The sequence below is a fragment of the Mesorhizobium sp. L48C026A00 genome (assembly GCF_000502375.1).
Taxonomy (GTDB): Bacteria; Pseudomonadota; Alphaproteobacteria; order Rhizobiales; family Rhizobiaceae; genus Mesorhizobium; species Mesorhizobium muleiense.
Genome location: NZ_AYWU01000015.1, coordinates 127,243 through 145,418 on the forward strand (window position 1 = coordinate 127,243; position 18,176 = coordinate 145,418).

21 protein-coding genes are annotated in these 18,176 nt (G+C 63.2%); 9 read left to right on the forward strand and 12 right to left on the reverse strand.

The window, feature by feature from the left end; translation table 11 throughout:
- Window positions 1–16 precede the first annotated feature (16 nt).
- A complete protein-coding gene (locus tag X738_RS64990) occupies window positions 17–1,348 on the reverse strand; it encodes a PQQ-dependent sugar dehydrogenase (RefSeq protein ID WP_023800733.1) in 1,332 nt (443 codons plus the stop codon).
- Window positions 1,349–1,744: 396 nt separating this feature from the next.
- Between X738_RS64990 and X738_RS88425 the strand changes: the two genes are divergently transcribed.
- Window positions 1,745–2,221 (forward strand): CorA family divalent cation transporter, encoded by a 477-nt coding sequence (locus tag X738_RS88425; RefSeq protein WP_280809501.1) that lies wholly within the window; start codon window positions 1,745–1,747, stop codon window positions 2,219–2,221.
- Complete coding sequence (locus X738_RS88430) at window positions 2,169–2,555, forward strand: CorA family divalent cation transporter (protein ID WP_280809503.1); 387 nt, start codon at window positions 2,169–2,171, stop codon at window positions 2,553–2,555. Before X738_RS88425 ends, X738_RS88430 begins: the two co-directional genes overlap by 53 nt.
- Window positions 2,556–2,564: 9 nt before the next feature.
- On the opposite strand, the gene X738_RS65000 is transcribed toward X738_RS88430, so the two are convergent.
- The 8 genes from X738_RS65000 to cysS all read right to left on the reverse strand — a co-directional run bounded on the left by X738_RS65000 (window position 2,565) and on the right by cysS (window position 9,701).
- Window positions 2,565–3,251 carry a glutathione S-transferase family protein gene (locus X738_RS65000; protein WP_023800734.1) on the reverse strand — a complete coding sequence of 229 codons (687 nt, stop codon included), beginning with the start codon at window positions 3,249–3,251 and terminating at the stop codon, window positions 2,565–2,567.
- 14 nt (window positions 3,252–3,265) lie between these two features.
- Window positions 3,266–4,186, reverse strand: coding sequence for an EamA family transporter RarD (gene rarD / locus X738_RS65005; protein ID WP_023800735.1), 921 nt, complete (start codon window positions 4,184–4,186; stop codon window positions 3,266–3,268).
- Window positions 4,187–4,269: 83 nt separating this feature from the next.
- Window positions 4,270–5,886: a citramalate synthase gene (gene cimA, locus X738_RS65010; RefSeq protein WP_023800736.1), complete on the reverse strand. Its 1,617-nt coding sequence runs from the start codon at window positions 5,884–5,886 to the stop codon at window positions 4,270–4,272.
- A gap of 2 nt (window positions 5,887–5,888) precedes the next feature.
- Window positions 5,889–6,845, reverse strand: a complete 957-nt coding sequence (pip, locus tag X738_RS65015) for a prolyl aminopeptidase (RefSeq protein ID WP_023800737.1) — start codon at window positions 6,843–6,845, stop codon at window positions 5,889–5,891.
- Entirely contained in the window at window positions 6,842–7,318 is a 477-nt protein-coding gene (locus X738_RS65020; protein WP_023800738.1) for a GFA family protein, read from the reverse strand. Before X738_RS65020 ends, pip begins: the two co-directional genes overlap by 4 nt.
- Complete coding sequence (locus X738_RS65025) at window positions 7,315–7,806, reverse strand: GFA family protein (RefSeq protein ID WP_023800739.1); 492 nt, start codon at window positions 7,804–7,806, stop codon at window positions 7,315–7,317. The genes X738_RS65020 and X738_RS65025 overlap by 4 nt, the downstream gene beginning before the upstream one ends.
- A 4-nt stretch (window positions 7,807–7,810) precedes the next feature.
- Window positions 7,811–8,197 carry a VOC family protein gene (locus X738_RS65030; RefSeq protein ID WP_023800740.1) on the reverse strand — a complete coding sequence of 129 codons (387 nt, stop codon included), beginning with the start codon at window positions 8,195–8,197 and terminating at the stop codon, window positions 7,811–7,813.
- Window positions 8,198–8,231: 34 nt separating this feature from the next.
- On the reverse strand, window positions 8,232–9,701 hold the full coding sequence (cysS, locus tag X738_RS65035; RefSeq protein ID WP_023800741.1) for a cysteine--tRNA ligase: 1,470 nt from the start codon (window positions 9,699–9,701) through the stop codon (window positions 8,232–8,234).
- 388 nt (window positions 9,702–10,089) lie between these two features.
- Between cysS and X738_RS82905 the strand changes: the two genes are divergently transcribed.
- Window positions 10,090–10,245 carry a hypothetical protein gene (locus X738_RS82905; protein WP_023800743.1) on the forward strand — a complete coding sequence of 52 codons (156 nt, stop codon included), beginning with the start codon at window positions 10,090–10,092 and terminating at the stop codon, window positions 10,243–10,245.
- A 78-nt stretch (window positions 10,246–10,323) separates the two neighbouring features.
- On the opposite strand, the gene X738_RS65040 is transcribed toward X738_RS82905, so the two are convergent.
- Window positions 10,324–11,097 (reverse strand): SOS response-associated peptidase, encoded by a 774-nt coding sequence (locus tag X738_RS65040; protein WP_023800744.1) that lies wholly within the window; start codon window positions 11,095–11,097, stop codon window positions 10,324–10,326.
- 124 nt (window positions 11,098–11,221) lie between these two features.
- Between X738_RS65040 and X738_RS65045 the strand changes: the two genes are divergently transcribed.
- The 4 genes from X738_RS65045 (at window position 11,222) to X738_RS65060 (ending at window position 13,577) form a co-directional block, all read left to right on the forward strand.
- Entirely contained in the window at window positions 11,222–11,641 is a 420-nt protein-coding gene (locus X738_RS65045) for an NUDIX hydrolase (RefSeq protein ID WP_023800745.1), read from the forward strand.
- 48 nt (window positions 11,642–11,689) lie between these two features.
- On the forward strand, window positions 11,690–12,067 hold the full coding sequence (locus X738_RS65050) for a TIGR02301 family protein (protein ID WP_023800746.1): 378 nt from the start codon (window positions 11,690–11,692) through the stop codon (window positions 12,065–12,067).
- A 330-nt stretch (window positions 12,068–12,397) separates the two neighbouring features.
- Complete coding sequence (locus tag X738_RS65055; RefSeq protein ID WP_023800747.1) at window positions 12,398–12,655, forward strand: hypothetical protein; 258 nt, start codon at window positions 12,398–12,400, stop codon at window positions 12,653–12,655.
- A 118-nt stretch (window positions 12,656–12,773) separates the two neighbouring features.
- Window positions 12,774–13,577, forward strand: coding sequence for a hypothetical protein (locus X738_RS65060; protein WP_023800748.1), 804 nt, complete (start codon window positions 12,774–12,776; stop codon window positions 13,575–13,577).
- 123 nt (window positions 13,578–13,700) lie between these two features.
- On the opposite strand, the gene X738_RS65065 is transcribed toward X738_RS65060, so the two are convergent.
- A complete protein-coding gene (locus X738_RS65065; protein ID WP_023800749.1) occupies window positions 13,701–15,032 on the reverse strand; it encodes a dihydroorotase in 1,332 nt (443 codons plus the stop codon).
- A gap of 82 nt (window positions 15,033–15,114) precedes the next feature.
- On the opposite strand from X738_RS65065, the gene ygfZ reads away from it, so the two are divergent.
- Both ygfZ and X738_RS65075 read left to right on the forward strand, forming a co-directional pair.
- Window positions 15,115–15,975 (forward strand): CAF17-like 4Fe-4S cluster assembly/insertion protein YgfZ, encoded by an 861-nt coding sequence (gene ygfZ, locus X738_RS65070; protein WP_023800750.1) that lies wholly within the window; start codon window positions 15,115–15,117, stop codon window positions 15,973–15,975.
- Entirely contained in the window at window positions 15,975–16,607 is a 633-nt protein-coding gene (locus X738_RS65075; protein WP_023800751.1) for an HD family hydrolase, read from the forward strand. The genes ygfZ and X738_RS65075 overlap by 1 nt, the downstream gene beginning before the upstream one ends.
- Window positions 16,608–16,709: 102 nt before the next feature.
- Here the strand turns inward: X738_RS65075 and X738_RS65080 are convergent, their stop codons facing one another.
- Window positions 16,710–18,173, reverse strand: coding sequence for a RimK family protein (locus X738_RS65080; protein ID WP_023800752.1), 1,464 nt, complete (start codon window positions 18,171–18,173; stop codon window positions 16,710–16,712).
- Between the last annotated feature and the right edge of the window lie 3 nt (window positions 18,174–18,176).

Consider the following 18,176-nt stretch of genomic DNA (forward strand, 5'->3'; position numbering starts at 1 on the left):
CTACTGCCCTACTGCCCTACTGCCCTACTGCCCTACTGACCCGCCAGATGACATTGCCGACATCGTCGGCGACGAGCAGTGCGCCGCTCTGATCGATAGCAACGCCGACCGGACGGCCCATCGCCCTGCCGTCACGCCCGACGAAGCCAGCGAGCACATCTTTCGGGGGACCGCTCGGTTTACCACCGCGGAACGGCACGAAGATCACCTTGTAACCGCTGAGCACACTTCTGTTCCACGAGCCGTGCTGACCAACGAACGCGCCGTTGCCGTAGGCTGGGCCGAGCGACGCCCCTTTGGAGAAGGTCAGTCCCAGCGAGGCGGTATGGGAACCCAGCGCGTAGTCGGGCTTGACCGCCCTAGCCACGAGACCGGGGCGCTGCGGCTTGACGCGTTCGTCGACGTTCTGTCCGAAATAGCTGTAGGGCCAGCCGTAAAAAGCGCCGTCACGAACCGAGGTCATATAGTCCGGCACAAGATCGTCGCCGATCTCGTCACGCTCGTTCACGGCGACCCAAAGCTTGCCGGTTTCAGGGTTCCAGGAGAGCCCGTTCGGGTTGCGCAGCCCTGACGCGAAGACCCGGGTACGGCGGGTCGACCGGTCCACTTCAAGGACGGCGGCGCGGTTCTTCTCCGCGGCCATGCCGTTTTCTCCAACGTTACTGTTGGAGCCGACGGTGACATAGAGCTTGCGTCCATCCGGACTTGCGATCACATCCTTGGTCCAATGATGGTTGAGATCTCCGGCCGGTAAGTCGACGATCTTTTCCGGCGGCGTTGTGGCTCGGGTCTGGCCATTGGAGTAGGGGAAAGCGACAAGCGCGTCGGTGTTCGCTACATAGAGAATGCCTTTGGACAGCGTCATACCAAAGGGAGAATTGAGGCCTTCTGCGAACGTCCTGCGCACATCCGCAATGCCGTCGCCATTGGTGTCGCGCAGGAGCGTGATGCGGTTGGCGCTTTTGGTCGCGGCCCCGGCGCGCTTCATAGCCAGGTCCATAAAGACCTTTCTAAGGCTGAAGCCTTCGTCATGCTTGGCAGGGGCATTGGTTTCGGCAACCAGCACGTCCCCGTTCGGAAGCACGTGCAGCCAGCGCGGATGGTCGAGGCCGGTGGCGTAGGGGTTCACCGTCAGCCCGTTCGCCGGGGTCGGCATACCACCTTTCTGCCAGCCTTTCGCCTCGGCGATGTTGACGGTCGGGATCAGCGTCGGTCTTGGTTTCGGTAAGGTTGGGTTGGGGCCATAGCCGATTATTGCCCCCGTTTTCTGCGCCGAAAAGCCAGCGCAGCCGGCAATGACGGCTCCCAATACCGCTATGAGTAGGCTTCGTGGGAAGCCGGCATGCATCGGACGTCCTCCGCATGGATTGCGTCGTGCTCTTTACGCAAACGCGAGTCAACGACGTATTATTCCAAACTGGCTCCAAACAACGGCGTTGGTACGCCGCCTCGGATGACCGTCAAAACAGTCACACGAAAACGGTTCGCCCGTGCTAATAATCACAGTCTAGGTCGCCGCCACGCGGCGTATTCGAGAGACTGGCGACGCGATCATGAACATCCCTCTCAATCCAGACGGCAGCGATCTGTCGCCTTACCTGCCGGACGAGCACGGGCTGTTCTTCGTCTATCACTTCGCCGCCGAAGGCACGAGAACCAAAGACGCGACCACCACACACTGGACATGGCGCAGCTACCAGGTTTCCGACATGCGCGCGCGCCACGAGATCGCCACCGAGCCGGCTTGCCGCCGCCGGTGCGCGATGCCTTCCTGTCGGCCGGCCATGGCTGCCATAGCGACCTCGAGGGCGACTGGCTGTACGGCGATTTGCCGGACCTGCGCCACGACTATTCGGCGGAGGCGCGCGGGCTTGGCCATTTCCGCTTCGCCTTCAACGACACGATGCTGATCGGCGGCCGCAAGCAACCGCTGCAATCGGTCGACAAAATCCGCAAGGCGATCGACAACGGATCGCGAAAGTTCCGCTCTCCGGCCGAACTGATCGAGGCTGTCATGGGCCAGTCGCTCGACGGCATGACGACGGAACTCGCTGGCCTTGGCGACACGCTCGATGGCATCGAGGACCGCATCGTCTGCGATGCATGGCACAATGAGCTGCAGGCGCTGGTCGATGCGCGCCGGCAACTGGTGGTGATCCATCGAGCAGATGGCGACGCTGACCAGCCTGTTCCGCCATCTCGACCATTCGCATCGCAATGACCTGCCGGACGCAATCAACGACATGGCGGCATGGCTTTCGCACCGCGCCCATACGTTGCATCACGACGGCGAGCAATTGCAGGCCCGCGCCCGGCTCTTGCAGGACGAGCTGATGGCCAAGCTGACGACGCAGTCGAACCAGTTGCTTTACATGCTGTCGGTGATGACCGCGGTGCTGTTGCCGATGACGATCGTCTCAGGCCTGTTCGGCATGAATGTCGGCGGGCTGCCGCTGGTCGACACGCCGGTGGGCTTTTGGGTGGCGTCGGCGATATCGCTCGCCGTCGCGGTGGTCGTCTATCTGTTCGTCAGGCGGCTGGGGCGCGGGATGTAGCGGCAACTGTTACAAGGTCGCGCGAAAATCCTCGATGACAGTGCCGGCAGCGCGCACCTCCGCTTCGTGGTTCGGCTCGCGCCACTCCTCTGCAAGGGCTGCCGCGTACCATTCGCGCATCGCCGGCAGAGCCAGCAATCGCGCCGGATAGGTGGCAGCCGCGCCCTCGAAGGACAGTCCGTAGGACTGAACCCTAAACGCCACCGGGGCAAAGAAGGCGTCAACGGCAGTGAAGCGATCGCCAGCCAGGAACGGTCCGCCGAAGCGGCGAAGCCCGTCGTCCCAGAGATCGCCGAGGCGAAAAAGGTCGTGCTTCAGCGCATCCGACATCGGCACCGGCGCGACGCGGACACCGCAGTTCATCGGACAGGAGCCGCGCAAGGCGGTGAAGCTCGAATGCATTTCGGCCGCTGCCGACCGCGCCCAGGCTCGCGCCTTCGGCTCGGCAGGCCAGACGCCAGCGTGGCGCTCGGCCAGATATTCGGTGATGCCGAGCGAATCCCAGACTGCCCAGCCGTCGTCAATCAGGCACGGTACGAGGCCGCTGGGCGAGAACGGCCGGTAGAGGCTCCAACTCGATCCGGTCGGAAACGGTGTCAGCCGCTCCTCGAAGGCGACGTCCAATGTCCGCATCAGCACCCATGGCCGCAGCGACCACGAGGAATAATTCTTGTTTGCTATGTGCAGCACGTACATCGAAAATCCTCGCTCTAACGCATTGCCGGCCGGATCTCGCGGCCGCGGAACATCGACCAGGAATAGATCGCCAGCGCCGCCCAGATCAGGCCGAAGGCGATGGCCTGGGTGCTGCCGAAGGGTTCGCCGAAAATCAGCACGGCGATCAGGAACACAATGGTCGGCGCGATATACTGCATGATGCCGATGGTGGAGAGACGCAGCAGCTTGGCCCCGAAGCCAAACAGCAGCAGCGGTATGGCGGTGACCGGGCCGCAGCCGATCAGCAGTGCGGTATCGTTCAGGGAACTGGAGACGAAATGGTCCTGCCCGGTGACGATGAGGAAGATGATGTAGCCGAGCGCCGGCACCGACAGCAAAAGCACTTCAAGCAAGAAACCCTGGCTGGGACCGATCGGCAGCGTCTTGCGGAAGAAGGCGTAGGCGGCGAAGGAAAACGCCAGCACCAGCGACACCCAGGGCAGCTTGCCGGCGTCGATCGTCAGCACCGCGACCGCGATGGCCGCCAGCACCACCGCCGCGATTTGCAGCCGGTCGAGCCGTTCGCTGAGCAGCAGCGCGCCGACAACGACGCTGACAAGCGGGTTGATGTAGTAGCCAAGCGCGGTCTCGATGGTACGGTCGACCGCGATGGCCCAGACATAGATGCCCCAGTTGACCGAAATCAGCGCCGCCGTCAGCGCCGCCATGGAAATGATGCGCGGCGAACGCAACGCCGCTTTGAAATCCGCCGTGCGGCCGGCCCAGATCAAAACGGCCGCCGCGATGGGCACCGACCAGACGATGCGGTGCGCGATGACTTCGGCCAGCGGCAGATGTGCGACCGCCTTCATATAGAAGGGCAGCAACCCCCACAGGAGATAGGCGCCCAGCGCCAGCAGGAATCCACGCCGGGCCTTTGAGTCTGCTTCGAGCTGAATTGCATCCATGGCCATGGCCCGACGCTATGCGCCAGCCGCCGGGCCAAGACCATCGCAAAGTTCTGATGGATCAATGGACTTTCGCTGATGGTTCAATCCTACTCCGCCGCGACCAGCCCGGCCATCTCGCGGTTCTTCATCAGCTTGTAGACGATCGAATCCATCAGCGCCTGGAATGAAGCGTCGATGATGTTTTCTGAGACGCCGACCGTCCACCAGCGGGCGCCGGTTGCATCGTGCGATTCGATCAGCACGCGCGTGATCGCCTCGGTGCCGCCATTGAGGATACGCACCTTGAAGTCGGCGAGCTCGAGGTCGGCGATCTCGTTCTGAAATTTTCCGAGATCCTTGCGCAGCGCGATGTCGAGCGCGTTGACCGGGCCGTGCCCTTCCGCCACCGACATCTTCTCCTCGCCATCGACCAGCACCTTGACGATCGCCTCTGAGACCGTCTTCAGCTGGCCATTGGCGTCGAAGCGGCGCTCGACCATGCAGCGGAACGAGGTGACGCTGAAGAATTCCGGCAGGCCGTGCAGGATCTTGCGCGCCAGCAGCTCGAAGCTGGCATCGGCGCCTTCATAGGCATAGCCCTCGGCCTCGCGCTCCTTGACCACTGATATCAGCGCGTCCAGCCGGTGGTCGTCTTTCGGCATTTCGATGCCGCGCCGTTTCAACTCGGCGAGGAAATTGGCCTTGCCGCCCTGGTCCGAGACCATGACCCGGCGGCGGTTGCCGACCGCTTCCGGCGGCACATGCTCGTAAGTGGCCGGCTCCTTGGCCAGCGCCGAGGCATGGATGCCGGCCTTGGTGGCGAAGGCGGAAGCGCCGACATAGGGCGCCTGCGCTTCCGGCGCGCGGTTCAGCAATTCGTCGAAGGCGCGGGACAGGCGCGATATGCCGGCCAATGCTTCGGCCGAGATGCCTGTCTCGAAGCGGTTGGAAAAGGCCGGCTTCAGCGCCAGCGTCGGCACGATCGAGATCAGATTGGCGTTGCCGCAGCGCTCGCCGATGCCGTTCAGCGTGCCCTGGATCTGGCGCACGCCGGCCTCGACGGCGGCCAGCGAATTTGCCACCGCCTGGCCGGTGTCGTCATGGGCATGGATGCCGAGATGGTCCCCCGGTATGCCTGCCTCGATGATCTTCTCGACGATGGCGCGCACTTCCGACGGCTGCGTGCCGCCATTGGTGTCGCACAGCACCACCCAGCGCGCGCCGGCGTCGTAAGCGGTCCTGGCGCAAGCCAGCGCATAATCGGGATTGGCCTTGAAGCCGTCGAAGAAATGCTCGCAGTCGACCAGTGCTTCCTTCCCGGCAGCAACCGCCGCCTCGACCGACGCCTTGATCGCCTCGAGGTTTTCTTGGTTGGTGCAGCCCAGCGCAACGCGGACATGGTAGTCCCAGCTCTTGGCGACAAAGCAGATGGCGTCCGACTTCGACTGGACCAATGCGGCAAGGCCTGGATCGTTCGAGGTCGACACCCCTGCCCGCTTGGTCATGCCGAAGGCGACGAATTTGGCGGTGGCCGTGCGGTGCTTGGCAAAGAAGGCCGTGTCGGTCGGATTTGCGCCGGGATAGCCGCCTTCGATATAATCGACGCCGAACCCGTCGAGCAGCCCGGCGATGGCGATCTTGTCCTCGACCGAAAAGTCGATGCCCGGCGTCTGCTGGCCATCGCGCAGTGTGGTGTCGAAGAGATAGAGGCGCTCGCGGCCCATGATCATTTCCCCGCAAACTTATCCGTCGCCCGGATCAGCCGGTCGAGGATGCCCGGCTCCGAATAGGCATGGCCGGCGCCCTCGACCAGATGGAAGTCCGCCTTCGGCCATGCCTTGTGCAGCGCCCAGGCATAGCGCGCCGGGCACGGCATGTCGTAGCGGCCATGGACGATGGTGCCGGGGATGTCCTTCAGCTTGAAGGCATCACGCAGCAGCTGCCCTTCCTCAAGCCAGCCAGCATGGACGAAATAATGGTTCTCGATGCGGGCGAAGGCGACGGCGTAATCGTCTTCGCCAAACCGGCTGCTGGTTTCCGGATCGGGCAACAGCGTGATCGTCTCGCCTTCCCACAGGCTCCAGGCGCGGGCGGCCTCGACCTGCGCCTTGCGGTCGCTGCCGACCAGCCGCTTGCGATAGGCGGCCATCATGTCGCCGCGCTCGCCCTCGGGGATCGGCGCCAGGAAGCGCTCCCATTTGTCGGGAAACATTTCCGAGACGCCGAACTGATAATACCATTCGAGCTCCGCGCGCGTCAGTGTGTAGATGCCGCGCACGACCAGTTCGCTGACCCGCTCGGGGTGCGTCTCGGCATAAGCCAGCGCCAGGGTCGAGCCCCACGAGCCGCCGAACACCAGCCATTTGTCGAAGCTGCACATGTCGCGCAGGCGCTCGATGTCGGCGACCAGATGCCAGGTAGTGTTGGCCTCGAGCGAGGCGTTGGGCGTCGACTTCCCGCAGCCGCGCTGGTCGAACAGGATGACATCGTAAAGCTTCGGATCGAACAGCCGTCGGTGCTTTGGCGAAATGGTGCCGCCCGGTCCGCCATGCAGGAACACGGCCGGCTTGGCGCCCCTGGTGCCGGAACGCTCCCAATAGACCTGATGGCCATCGCCGACATCGAGCATGCCTGAGTCGAAGGCCTCGATCTCCGGATAGAGGGTGCGCAGGTCATTGCTCATAATTTCAGGCCCTGCTGCGGCCAATTGGCCGTCTCGTGATCCGGATGCTGGAAGGAGATGATCGATTCCTGCCGGGTGTAGTAGTCAGGATCGTCATGGACCGGCGCGTCGAAGATCTTCTCCACCCAAGGCAGCCGGGCGGCATAGTTGATCTGGATCTGCGGTGCGAGGTCGGAGCGATCGTCAAAGGCGCCGATGGCGATCTCAAGCCCGCCAGGCTGCCTGTAGGTCAACGGCGTGCCGCAGCGGCTGCAAAAGCCGCGATCGATGTTGACCGACGACTGGAAATAGCTCGGCTCCTCGCGCACCCATTCGACACCGTCCTTCGGCACCGTCACCAGCGCGCCGAAGAAGGAACCGAACTGTTTCTGGCACATGCGGCAATGGCAGATGGAAGGGCGTCCAAGCGCCCCACGAATGCGGAAACGCACGGCGCCGCACTGGCAGCCGCCGGTTCGAACGGTTTCGGTCATGATCTTTCCTCCGGCGGCCATTGTTCGGTGTCGTGGTCGGGGTGCTGGTAAGAAACGAGATCGGCGAGATAGGAGGACGACGAAACATCGGCCATCGTCTCCTCGCCAGGCAATTCGTGGATGTGATCGACATAGGGGAGTTTTGCTTCGGTGCCCCACTGGATGGTCGGCGCGATCTCCTCCGCATGGTCGAAGGCCGCGATGGCGAGTGCGATGCCGTCGGGCGCCTCGAAAGTCAGCGGCGTGCCGCAATCGGCGCAAAAACCGCGCCAGGCGGCGTTGGAGGAACGAAAGCGTTTGGGCACGCCGCGCGTCCAGTCGAGTTTTGCGCCACGCACCGACACCAGCGGCAGGTAGAAATTGCCGCTTGCTTTCTGGCACATGCGACAATGACAGACGGAGGCGTCGCCCAGCGCGCCTTCGACACGGAAACGCACGGCGCCGCACTGGCAGCCGCCTGTGTAGACCGGTCTGTTATCCAGGCTCATCACTTCACTCCGGGGCATGGCAGACGGCTTCGACATTGTTGCCGTCGGGGTCGAAGACAAAGGCGCCATAGTAGTTCGCGTGATAGTGCGGACGAAGGCCCGGCCCACCATTATCCTTGCCGCCGGCGGCGATGGCGGCGGCGTGGAAGGCATCGACTTCAGCGCGGCTGCGCGCGGTGAAGGCGACATGCTGGCGGTCCTTCGGCTTGTCCTTGCCTTGATGCAGCCAGAACACCGGCCGGTCGCGGCCATAGCCGCCGACCATGGCGCCACCGGTGTATTCCTGCGGCACCATGTAGAGCAGCGAGGCACCGAGCGGCGCCATCGCCCTGTCGTAGAAAGCTTTCGACACGTCGAAATCGGAAACGGTGATGCCAAGATGGTCGATCATGGAACTACGTCCCTTGCTGGTTCGCCGGCCGCCCTCATCGCTTTACCTCCCACGTCGTCACGCGCTCGCCGGTGACCGGATCCTTGCCGTCCTTCAGTTGCACGCCCTGCGCCAGAAGCGCGTCGCGAATGCGGTCGGCCTGGGCCCAGTTCTTGGTGGCGATCAGTTCCAGGCGCCTGGCGATGGCCCTGGCGATGGCATCTTCATCAACCTTGGCCGGCGTAACGTCGAAGCCGAGGAACGACAGTGCCGCCTTCAGCGAAGCGGCAGCATGGTTGCCCGCGGCGGCGTTGCCGCCACCGGCAGCATTGGAATCCACAGCCTCGCCAGCCAGTTGCGTCAGCACCTGGAACGCGGAATAGGTTGCGAGATCGTCCGACAAGGCTTCCACCACTTCGACCGGCAATTGCTTGGCCGCCGCCGGTGCCAGGTCCGCCGCCCGCTTCCATTTGCGCAGCGTATTTTCCGCCTCTTCCAGCTTGCGCACGGAAAAGTCGATCGGCTCGCGATAATGCGTCATCAGCATCGCCAGCCTGAGCACCTCGCCCGGCCACTTGCGGCCGCCAAAGGTCTCCGTCTCCAGCAACTCGTTGATCGAGTAGAAGTTGCCCAGGCTCTTGGACATCTTCTGCCCCTCGACCTGCAGGAAGCCGTTGTGCATCCACACCTTGGCCATTACCTCGGTGCCATGGGCACAGCGCGACTGTGCAATTTCATTCTCGTGGTGCGGGAAGATCAGGTCGAGCCCGCCGCCATGAATGTCGAAGACCTCGCCGAGATAGGCGGCCGACATCGCCGAGCACTCGATGTGCCAGCCCGGCCGGCCCCTGCCCCACTGGCTGTCCCAGCCCGGCTCTTCCGGCGAGGACAGCTTCCACAGCACGAAATCGCCTGGGTTCTTCTTATGCGGATCCACGGCGACGCGAGCGCCGGCCTGCTGCTCGTCGAGATTGCGTTTCGACAATTGGCCGTAGTCCGGCATCGAAGCCGTGTCGAACAGAACTTCGCCTGCCGCAACATAGGCATGGCCGCGTTCGATCAAGCGTTGAATCAAGGAGATCATGTCGACTTTGCCATCTGCGCGCGGCTCGACGAATTCAGTGGCCCGCGGCTCGACCGTAGGTTGCAGGCAGCCGAGCGTCGCCACATCCTTGTGGAACTGGTCAGCGGTCTTTTCGGTGACCCGCCGGATCGCCTCGTTCAGCGACAGCTTTCCCGAGGCAATCTCGGTGCCGAAATCGCGCAGCGCGCGGTCGTTGATCTTGTCGTCGACATCCGTGATGTTGCGCACATAGGTGACGTGCGCTTGCCCGTAGAGATGGCGCAGCAGACGAAACAGCACGTCGAAGACGATCACCGGTCGCGCGTTGCCGATATGGGCAAAGTCGTAGACCGTCGGGCCGCAGACATACATGCGCACATTGCGCGGATCGATCGGGAAGAAATCCTCCTTGGTCCGCGTCAGCGTGTTGTAGAGGCGCAGGCCCTTCGATGCGTCAGACATTCGTGCCTTCCCGGTGCGTTACTTTTTGGTTGGGCCACCTGCGCCGAGACGCAAATCAGCCACCAGCCTGCTGGCCGGGGCGTTTGTCCACTCTAGAAGGAAGATAGGCGAAAACGTCCGGACCAGCGCGAAGCTAGCCAATAATGCAGATGCCACAAATGGCGAATGACGTTCTCATGAGCGGCTTTATCGCCTCAGCCAGTGTTGCCGTCAAGTCGCAACTTTCGGCAAATGAGCCGCTGGATCACAGGTAATGACGCGGTGAAACATTTTATTAAACATCTCGGCACAGTCATGAAACATTCACCGGCTAGATCAGCAGATGTCACGATTTGGTCGGATTCGACCAGCAAACGCGGACACGAAGACGTTACCAGGGAAGAGAAAGATGCCTCGAGCCAAGCAGGACTCCAGCAGCGCCAAGCAACCGGCGCTCGCCAGCCAATACCGGGCGATCGGCCCGGCCGCGATCGTCGCCGCCCTTCTCCACACAGCGAAGAAGAAGAAGCCGGTGCAGAAGATCACCTCGCCCCGCGCTGCCTGATGTGACGTGCGGCCGGCCGTTCGCCAGGAAATGGCAGCGCCGGCAATGAAGGCGCTGAGGCGCCCCAGAAAATAGCAGCTACTGCTGAAACAAGCTCATCTGACTGTCGTCGGCGCCCGGCTTCCGGCGCCTGGCCTTCTCGGGCTCCGGCCCCCTTTCCTGAATCTCCGGCCCGGTGTTGGCGACCTTGTTGACGAGGTCGGAAACCCGGACGGCCTCAAAGAAATCGAGTTGTGCCGGTCTGAGCAGGTCGGCGACGTCGCGCGGCTCGCGCGTGCGGCAATCCAGCCAGCGGGCGAAATCCTGCGGATCTATCACCACCGGCATGCGGTCGTGGATATGGGCAATGTCGGCATTGGCGTTGACGGTCAGGATGGCGCCGGTGTCCATCTCCGAGCCGCCCGGCTCGGCATAGGTCTCGATCAGACCGGCGAAGGCGACAAGCCCGCCATGCTTCGGCCGCACCCAATAGGGCTGTCCCCGCTTGCCGCCTGACCGACGCCATTCGTAGAAGCCGGAAGCCGGCACCAAAGCGCGGCGGTGGCGCATGGCGGCGCGAAACGAGGCCTTTTGCGCGGCTCCCTCCGAGCGCGCGTTGAACAGCAAAGGAAACTCACGCGTGTCCTTCACCCACGCTGGGATCAGCCCCCAGCGCACCAGCATCGGCTGCCGGTCTTGCAGGTTCGAGTCTGGCAGGTTCGAGCCTGGCGCTCGCGGCAAGCCTGCAATCGCCATCAGCACCGGCTGCGTCGGTGCGATGTTGTAGCGGGGCGGGAAATCCTCCAGTTCTGGCAGACCGAGAAAAGCGGCGGCCCGGTCCGGCGTGGCGGTCAAGGCGAAGCGTCCGCACATAAGCTGAAACTCGTTGGATTGGTCGGATGTGAAGGTGGCGATGGAACCGGCGTTGCGCAACCGCTAATGCTTGTTCTCGCCGACCGGTCCACAACCGGCTGCGGCAAATGGCGATCGGAGATCCATGGACGAGATGCGCAAAATACTCCCGGCTGTATCGGTCGCCATTGTCCGCGGCGACACGGTGCTGCTGGTCAAGCGGGCGCGGCAGCCTTCGCAAGGATTCTACGCGTTTCCAGGCGGCAAGGTCGAGGCCGGCGAAACGCTGGAACAAGCCGCGCAGCGCGAATTGCTGGAGGAAACCGGGTTGCATGCGCACAACTACCGCCGCCTTCGGGAAATCCACATCGACGGCGGCAGCGACGGGCACCCGGTCGACTATCTGCTGACGGTATTCGGCGCCACCTATGCCGGCGGCGAGCCCGTGGCCAGCGACGACGCCGAGACCGCCGCCTTCTATACACTCAGCGAAATGACGGCGCTGCCGATTGCCGCTTCGGTGTTTGCTGTTGCCGACGAATTGCTCAGGAATACAGGCGCGTAACCTCCAAAATCGCCTTGCAGGCGACAAATTGTTTGGCCACATAGATTTATGATCCGCGCATCGGTTTTCCTTGCAGCTTGCCTCGCCGCCAGTACGGCAATCGGGGCGCGGCCGGCCATGGCCGCCGAGTCGCCGTTCGAGCCGGGGCTGATGCGGCTGGCCGAGGTGCTTGGGTCGCTGCATTTCCTGCGTAATCTGTGCGGGGAGAAGGGCGACCAATGGCGGGTCGGGATGGAGAAGCTGATTGCTTCGGAAAACCCAAACCCGGAGCGGCGCGCCCGCTTCATCGCCAGCTTCAACCGCGGCTACCGCTCCTTTGGCGGCACCTATACACAGTGTACCGCCTCGGCGACCGAAGCCATCAGCCGCTACATGAAGGAAGGCGAGACGCTGTCGCGCGACATCGCCTCGCGCTACGGCAACTGAGCCTGGCTCCGCCTGCTTGTGTCCCGGCCCGCTTGTGTCTGGTGGCGTCTTGGTGCAATTGTTGTGTTGCACTTCTGCAACGGTGTTAACAAAACGTTACGGCGCGGATGTGGAATTAACTCAAACTGAAGGTTTTCATCCCGCTCGCCGGCCTAATCGGCTAAGTTTTGAATCGGATCGAACGCAGGTTTGCAAAACGTGACGAACCCTTGTCGAAACGACCCCAGAAATGTCGTATTTACAAGTACTTACTTAACCTGCGAGTAAAAGGGACAGCCCAAGCCTGATCCGCATCCGCCGGATCGCCGCTTGAAAAGGGTGGACATCGCAATGGAACATGGCGTCAACGACATCGACGCGCTGGTCAGGGAAGAAAAGCGCCTGACTGCAGTGGAAAGCCACAGCGAGGCCTGGGCGGAAGGGCTTTCGGCCGGAATCGAGACGGAAATCATCGCCGAGGCGGCCCTCGAAACCGCGTTCGGCGAGATGCTGCGCGCCAATGGCGAGACCTCAGCCCTTGCCTTGCTCGACCGCATGCGTGAAAAGGTGATAGCTGGGGCCTTCGAGCCGGGACGGCTGCGGCACTGATTGGCATCAGGCTCTTCGATGACGGCGTGCCGCTTGGGCGTCATGCCCCGGGCACCTGGGCGGGCCTGGGCACCTGTAAGGGCCCGGGCAGCTGGACGGAATCATGGAGAGGCAGGCGGTGAATTTTTCGACGTCAGGCCAGCCGCGTGGCTTGGCCCTCAGCATCCGGCTTGCCGCTTTTTGCGCCGCGTTTCCGCTGGCGCTTTGCCTCGCAATCAGCCCCGCCTATGCTTTGAGTGAAATCAAGCGCGAGGACCTGCCCTCGCCAGTCACGCCGCCCGCCGACGACGACATGTCGCCGCCCGGAACCACGGTGCCGACGCCCGGCCCGCTCGGCGCGACGCCGCCTGCGGCGAGCCAACCGACGCCACCCGACGAACGGGAACAGGTCGAACCGGGCGGGCCAACAGACGATGGTGGCATAGCCAATCCGCAAGTCGACCCGGATGAACCCTTGCCCGAGGTCGTCTACGATCTCGGCAAGCTGCCGGAGCCGGTCAGGCGCATGCACGATTTGATTATCGGGGCCTGCAAGAGCGGCGACATCGAAAAACTCCGGCCGCTGATCGGCCAGGGCGATGCGATGACCCAATTGTCGCTGGCCGAGATCGAAGGCGATCCGATCACCTTCCTGAAAGGGCTTTCGGGCGACGCGGAAGGCCAGGAAATCCTCGCCATCCTGGAAGAGGTGCTCAGTGCCGGCTATGTCCATGTCGATGTCGGCACGCCGCAGGAGCTCTATGTCTGGCCATATTTCTTCGCGCTGCCGCTGGACAAGCTCGACGCCAGGCAGCGGGTCGAGCTGTTCAAGATCGTCACCGCCGGCGACTATGACAGCATGAAGCAGTTCGGTGCCTACATCTTCTACCGCGTCGGCATCACCCCGGATGGACAGTGGACGTTTTTCGTCGCCGGAGACTGAGCGGCATAGCCTCTCCTACCCTCAAGCCCGCTCAGAGCATCGGAGTCGATACCGGTTTTGGGAGAATCCGATGCTCAAACAGAAGATAAGCGGCGGGACGATGCGATTTGAAAGTCCGCCGCTCTATACCGCCAGCGCCTCGGAAAACTCCACCGCACTGCCCTGTCCGGGTGTGACGATCTCGCCTTCCCACATTACGCGCCGGCCGCGCACGATCGTGCCGACCGGCCAGCCGGTGACTTGCCGGCCGTCGTAGGGCGTCCAGCCGGCCTTTGAGCCTGCCTGCGCATTGGTGATGGTCTCGCGGCGCTTCAGATCGACGATCGTGAAATCGGCGTCGTAGCCGGCGGCGATGCGGCCTTTCCTGGCCATGCCGAAGATACGCTGCGGGCCGTGGCTGGACAGGTCGACGAAACGCTGCAACGTCAGCCGGCCGGCATTGACGTGATCGAGCATGATCGGCACCAGCGTCTGCACGCCGGTCATGCCCGACGGCGAGGCCGGGTAGGGTTTCGCCTTCTCGGCCAGCGTGTGCGGGGCGTGGTCGGAACCCAGCACATCGACAATGCCTTGCGCAATGCCGCGCCAGATGCCGTCGCGGTGGCGCGATGCGCGTACCGGCGGGTTCATCTGGATCAGTGTGCCAAGCTGCGCATAATCATCCGCGCTCAGCGTCAGATGATGCGGCGTCGCCTCGCAGGTCGCGACGTCCTTGTGCTGTTCGAGGAAAACAATCTCCTCGGCGGTCGAGATGTGCAGCACGTGGATGCGGGCGCGAACCTGGCGCGCAATGCGCACCAGGCGCTCGGTGCAGCGTAAGGCGGCGATCTCGTCGCGCCACACAGGATGCGAGGCCGGGTTGCCCTCGATGCGTTCGCCGAGCCGCTCGCGCAGCCGGAATTCGTCCTCGGAATGGAAGGCCGCACGGCGGCGCGTATTCCTCAGGATCGAGGCAACGCTTTCATCGTCCTCGACCAAAAGGTCACCGGTCGACGAGCCCATGAACACTTTTATGCCGGCAGCACCGGGTAGCCGCTCAAGGTCGCCGGCGTCCTTTGCGTTCTCGCGGGTGCCACCGACCCAGAAGGCAAAGTCGCAATGCATGCGGCCGGTGGCACGCCGAACCTTGTCGGCAAGCGCTGCTTCGCTCGTGGTCAGCGGGTTGGTGTTGGGCATCTCGAAGACGGCGGTGACGCCGCCCAGCGCCGCTGCCCGCGAACCTGTCTCCAGATCTTCCTTGTGCTCCAGCCCCGGCTCGCGGAAATGCACCTGGCTGTCGACGACGCCCGGCAGGATGTGCAGGCCGCGACAGTCGACCGTTTCGCCAGCGGAAGCCTGGCCGAGATCGCCGATAGCGGCGATGCGCCCGCCGTTGATGCCGATGTCGCGCCGGCCTTCGCCGTCGTGGTTGACCACCGTGCCGCCTGTCAGGATGAGGTCGTAGGTCGTGGCCATGCTGATCCGGTCTCTTGCGGGGGGAGTGCCAGCGGCTTACGTAATGGCCGACCGTTTTGCAAGATCAGGTTCTTTTCCGCCCATGCCCTTTGCCCAGTTGAAAGACCGCGCGCTCGTTTCCGTGTCAGGCCCGGATGCCGAGAGTTTTTTGCAGAACATTCTGACCACCGACCTCGACGCGCTGGCTGCCGGCGAGGCAAAGCCGGGCGCTTTGCTGACGCCGCAAGGCAAGATTCTGTTCGACTTCCTGATCTCCCGCGCTGGCGAGAATTTGTTCCGCCTCGAATGCCGATCCGATATATCAGACGATTTCATACGCCGGCTGATGCTCTACAAATTGCGCGCCAAGGTCGAGATCGCCAAGGCAGATCAGGGACTTGTCGCTGTTGTTTGGGGGGATGATTCAACTGCTTCGCAGTTTGATTCAACGCCGGTTGCCGATGCACGGTTCCGCGACGCAGTCGTCAATCGCTTTTATGGCGCCGCTGCCGCCGGCGGCGACCCGGCCGCATGGCAAGCTCTGCGCATCGCCCATGGGATTGCCGAAAGTGGCAGCGACTATCAGCTCGGCGACGCCTTCCCGCATGATGTGCTGCTCGACGAGACCGGCGGCGTCGGCTTCAGGAAGGGTTGCTATGTCGGCCAGGAGGTGGTTTCGCGGATGCAGCATCGCGGCACCGCCAGACGGCGGGTGCTGATCGTTTCGGCCGAACGGCCCCTGCCCGCTCCTGGCACAGAGTTGACAGTTGCAGGGCGACCGGTCGGCACGCTTGGCACGGCCGCCGGCACGGCGGGCCTCGCCATAGCCCGCATCGACCGCGTCAAGGCAGCGCTCGACTCCGGCCAGCCGATCATAGCGGATGACGTCCCTGTGTCGCTCACCATCCCGGCCTGGGCGAAATTCATCTTCCCGCAGGAACCCGTCGGCGCGGAGGAGGCCTGATGGCGGCTGACCGTCCCGGCGCGCCGCCGCGCGCCTGGCAGCGCATGCTGTCGGGCCGGCGGCTCGATCTGCTCGACCCCTCGCCGCTCGACATCGAGATTTCGGACATCGCCCATGGGCTTGCCCGCGTCGCCCGCTGGAATGGCCAGACCATCGGCGATCACGCCTTTTCCGTCGCCCAGCATTCGCTGCTGGTCGAGGCGCTTTTCGGCGAGCTGGTGCCGGACGCCCCAGCCGATGCGCGGCTGGCGGCTTTGCTGCACGACGCGCCGGAATATGTCATCGGCGACATGATCTCACCGTTCAAATCGGTCATGGGCGGCAGCTACAAGGAGTGCGAGCTGAGGCTGCAGCGTGCCATCCATCTGCGCTTTTTGCTGCCGGTCGAACCGGTTGCGGGCCTGCGCAAGGAGATCAAGCGCGCCGACCAGATCGCCGCCTATTTCGAGGCGACGCTGCTTGCCGGTTTTTCGACCGCCGAGGCGACCGAATTCTTCGGCCGGCCGCGCGGCTTCAATGCCGACCGCTTCGATTTCACCCCGCGTTCGGTGACCTGGGCGCAAAACGCGTTTCTCAAACGGTATGCGGCAATCGAGAAATCGCGGCGCCAAACAGAGCAGCCGGCCGACTGAAAAACGCTGAGGGGATACAGCGCCGTGTTCGGGCGGGGAGCCGAAGGTGTGAGCCTGCCGCGACGGATAGAAGGCTGGGGCGTCGATCGGATAGAACCCCTGCTACCGTCCCTGTCGGTCGAGCCGCTCCAGGAACCACTGCGTCAGCCGCACCCAGACCTCATCTTTTTCGCCAGAGTCCTCCCAGCCATGGTCGAGGTTGGGATTGTCGTTGACCTCTATGACGAAGACACCGTCCTTGGTCTCTTTGAGGTCGACGCCGTAGAGGCCATCGCCGATGCAGCGCGCCGCCCTCACCGCCGTCTCGACGACATGGGCCGGCGCCTCCTTCAAGGTGAAGGTCTTGATGCCGCCCTGGTCAGGCTTGCCGTTGGCCTTGTGGTTGACGATCTGCCAGTGCTTCTTGGCCATCAGGTAGTGCACGGCAAACAGCGGCTGGCCGCCGAGCACGCCGACGCGCCAGTCATATTGGGTCGGAATGAATTTCTGTGCGATCAGGAGATCGGAATCCTCCAGCCATTCGGTGGCAAGCGTCTTCAACTCCTCAAAGGTAGCGCATTTCTTGACTCCGCGTGAAAACGACGAGTCCGGGATTTTCAGCACCAGCGGAAAGCCCAGCGTCTGCGCCGCCACTTCAAGGTCCGAGATGCCGGCGATCATCACCGTCGGCGGCACCGGCACCTTGTTGTAGGTCATCAGCTCGTTGAGATAGACCTTGTTGGTGCAGCGGATCATCGACAGCGGATCATCGATGACCGGCATGCCTTCCTGCTGGGCGCGGCGCGCGAAGCGGTAGGTGTGATTGGAGATCGAAGTCGTCTCGCGGATGAACAGCGCGTCGTAGTTGGCGAGCTTGGCCAGATCCTTTTTGGTGATCGGCTCGATTTCGACGCCCATCTTCTCGGCGATCTTGGCCCAATAGCGCAGCGACGAGATCTCCGATGGCGGCAACTCCTCATGCGGATCGACCAGCGTGGCGAAGGTGTAGCGCGCCGGCGTGCGGCCCTTGGTGTCACGCCACTCGCGGCTGGTGTAGGTCTCGAGGCACTGAAGAAAGCGCTTTTCTTCGTCCTCGGTCATCCTGGCCAGCGGATGGAAGCCGATCTTGCGGATCGACGCCCATTCGGCGTTGTCCGTGATATGGACTTCCAGCGCCGGCGCCCGGAACCAGTCGAACAAAAGCTTGGCGAAGCGATCCCAAATCTTCGACGAGCCGATGCCGAAAAAGATGCAGACTTTTTGCGGAAAGGCTCCGCCCAGATCCTTGCGGCATTTGTTGAGCGCGAGTTCCAGTTCCGGCAGCGCATGCTCGTAGAGCTTGCGCTCGGACAGGTCGATCATCGTCTCGACCGTCGGAATGACCTTGTGACCGCGCGAACCGGCGAGCAGCGAGGCATAGTAGCCGCGGCTTTGGTAGCCGTAATTGTTCGACAGGTTGATGACTTTCGGCCGTTGGCCGCGAAACAGCGCCGGATGCGCAAGATAGTCGCGATTGGTGATGATCTTGTGCGGTGTCGCCACCTGATCGAGATCGTTCTGCCGGCCGGTAAGGATGACCCAGGTCATTGT

Excerpts from the sequence above, each read along its gene's own strand:
- X738_RS65030 (WP_023800740.1), bottom strand. The coding sequence starts at position 8,197 with ATGATCGACCATCTTGGCATCACCGTTTCCGATTTCGACGTGTCGAAA.
- X738_RS65000 (WP_023800734.1), bottom strand. The coding sequence starts at position 3,251 with ATGTACGTGCTGCACATAGCAAACAAGAATTATTCCTCGTGGTCGCTG.
- X738_RS82905 (WP_023800743.1), top strand. The coding sequence starts at position 10,090 with ATGCCTCGAGCCAAGCAGGACTCCAGCAGCGCCAAGCAACCGGCGCTC.
- X738_RS65065 (WP_023800749.1), bottom strand. The coding sequence starts at position 15,032 with ATGGCCACGACCTACGACCTCATCCTGACAGGCGGCACGGTGGTCAAC.
- X738_RS65050 (WP_023800746.1), top strand. The coding sequence starts at position 11,690 with ATGATCCGCGCATCGGTTTTCCTTGCAGCTTGCCTCGCCGCCAGTACG.
- X738_RS65055 (WP_023800747.1), top strand. The coding sequence starts at position 12,398 with ATGGAACATGGCGTCAACGACATCGACGCGCTGGTCAGGGAAGAAAAG.
- ygfZ (WP_023800750.1), top strand. The coding sequence starts at position 15,115 with ATGCCCTTTGCCCAGTTGAAAGACCGCGCGCTCGTTTCCGTGTCAGGC.
- X738_RS65080 (WP_023800752.1), bottom strand. The coding sequence starts at position 18,173 with ATGACCTGGGTCATCCTTACCGGCCGGCAGAACGATCTCGATCAGGTG.
- X738_RS65025 (WP_023800739.1), bottom strand. The coding sequence starts at position 7,806 with ATGAGCCTGGATAACAGACCGGTCTACACAGGCGGCTGCCAGTGCGGC.
- X738_RS64990 (WP_023800733.1), bottom strand. The coding sequence starts at position 1,348 with ATGCATGCCGGCTTCCCACGAAGCCTACTCATAGCGGTATTGGGAGCC.
- X738_RS65040 (WP_023800744.1), bottom strand. The coding sequence starts at position 11,097 with ATGTGCGGACGCTTCGCCTTGACCGCCACGCCGGACCGGGCCGCCGCT.
- pip (WP_023800737.1), bottom strand. The coding sequence starts at position 6,845 with ATGAGCAATGACCTGCGCACCCTCTATCCGGAGATCGAGGCCTTCGAC.
- X738_RS65045 (WP_023800745.1), top strand. The coding sequence starts at position 11,222 with ATGGACGAGATGCGCAAAATACTCCCGGCTGTATCGGTCGCCATTGTC.
- rarD (WP_023800735.1), bottom strand. The coding sequence starts at position 4,186 with ATGGCCATGGATGCAATTCAGCTCGAAGCAGACTCAAAGGCCCGGCGT.
- X738_RS88430 (WP_280809503.1), top strand. The coding sequence starts at position 2,169 with ATGGCGACGCTGACCAGCCTGTTCCGCCATCTCGACCATTCGCATCGC.
- X738_RS65075 (WP_023800751.1), top strand. The coding sequence starts at position 15,975 with ATGGCGGCTGACCGTCCCGGCGCGCCGCCGCGCGCCTGGCAGCGCATG.
- X738_RS65020 (WP_023800738.1), bottom strand. The coding sequence starts at position 7,318 with ATGACCGAAACCGTTCGAACCGGCGGCTGCCAGTGCGGCGCCGTGCGT.
- cysS (WP_023800741.1), bottom strand. The coding sequence starts at position 9,701 with ATGTCTGACGCATCGAAGGGCCTGCGCCTCTACAACACGCTGACGCGG.
- cimA (WP_023800736.1), bottom strand. The coding sequence starts at position 5,886 with ATGGGCCGCGAGCGCCTCTATCTCTTCGACACCACACTGCGCGATGGC.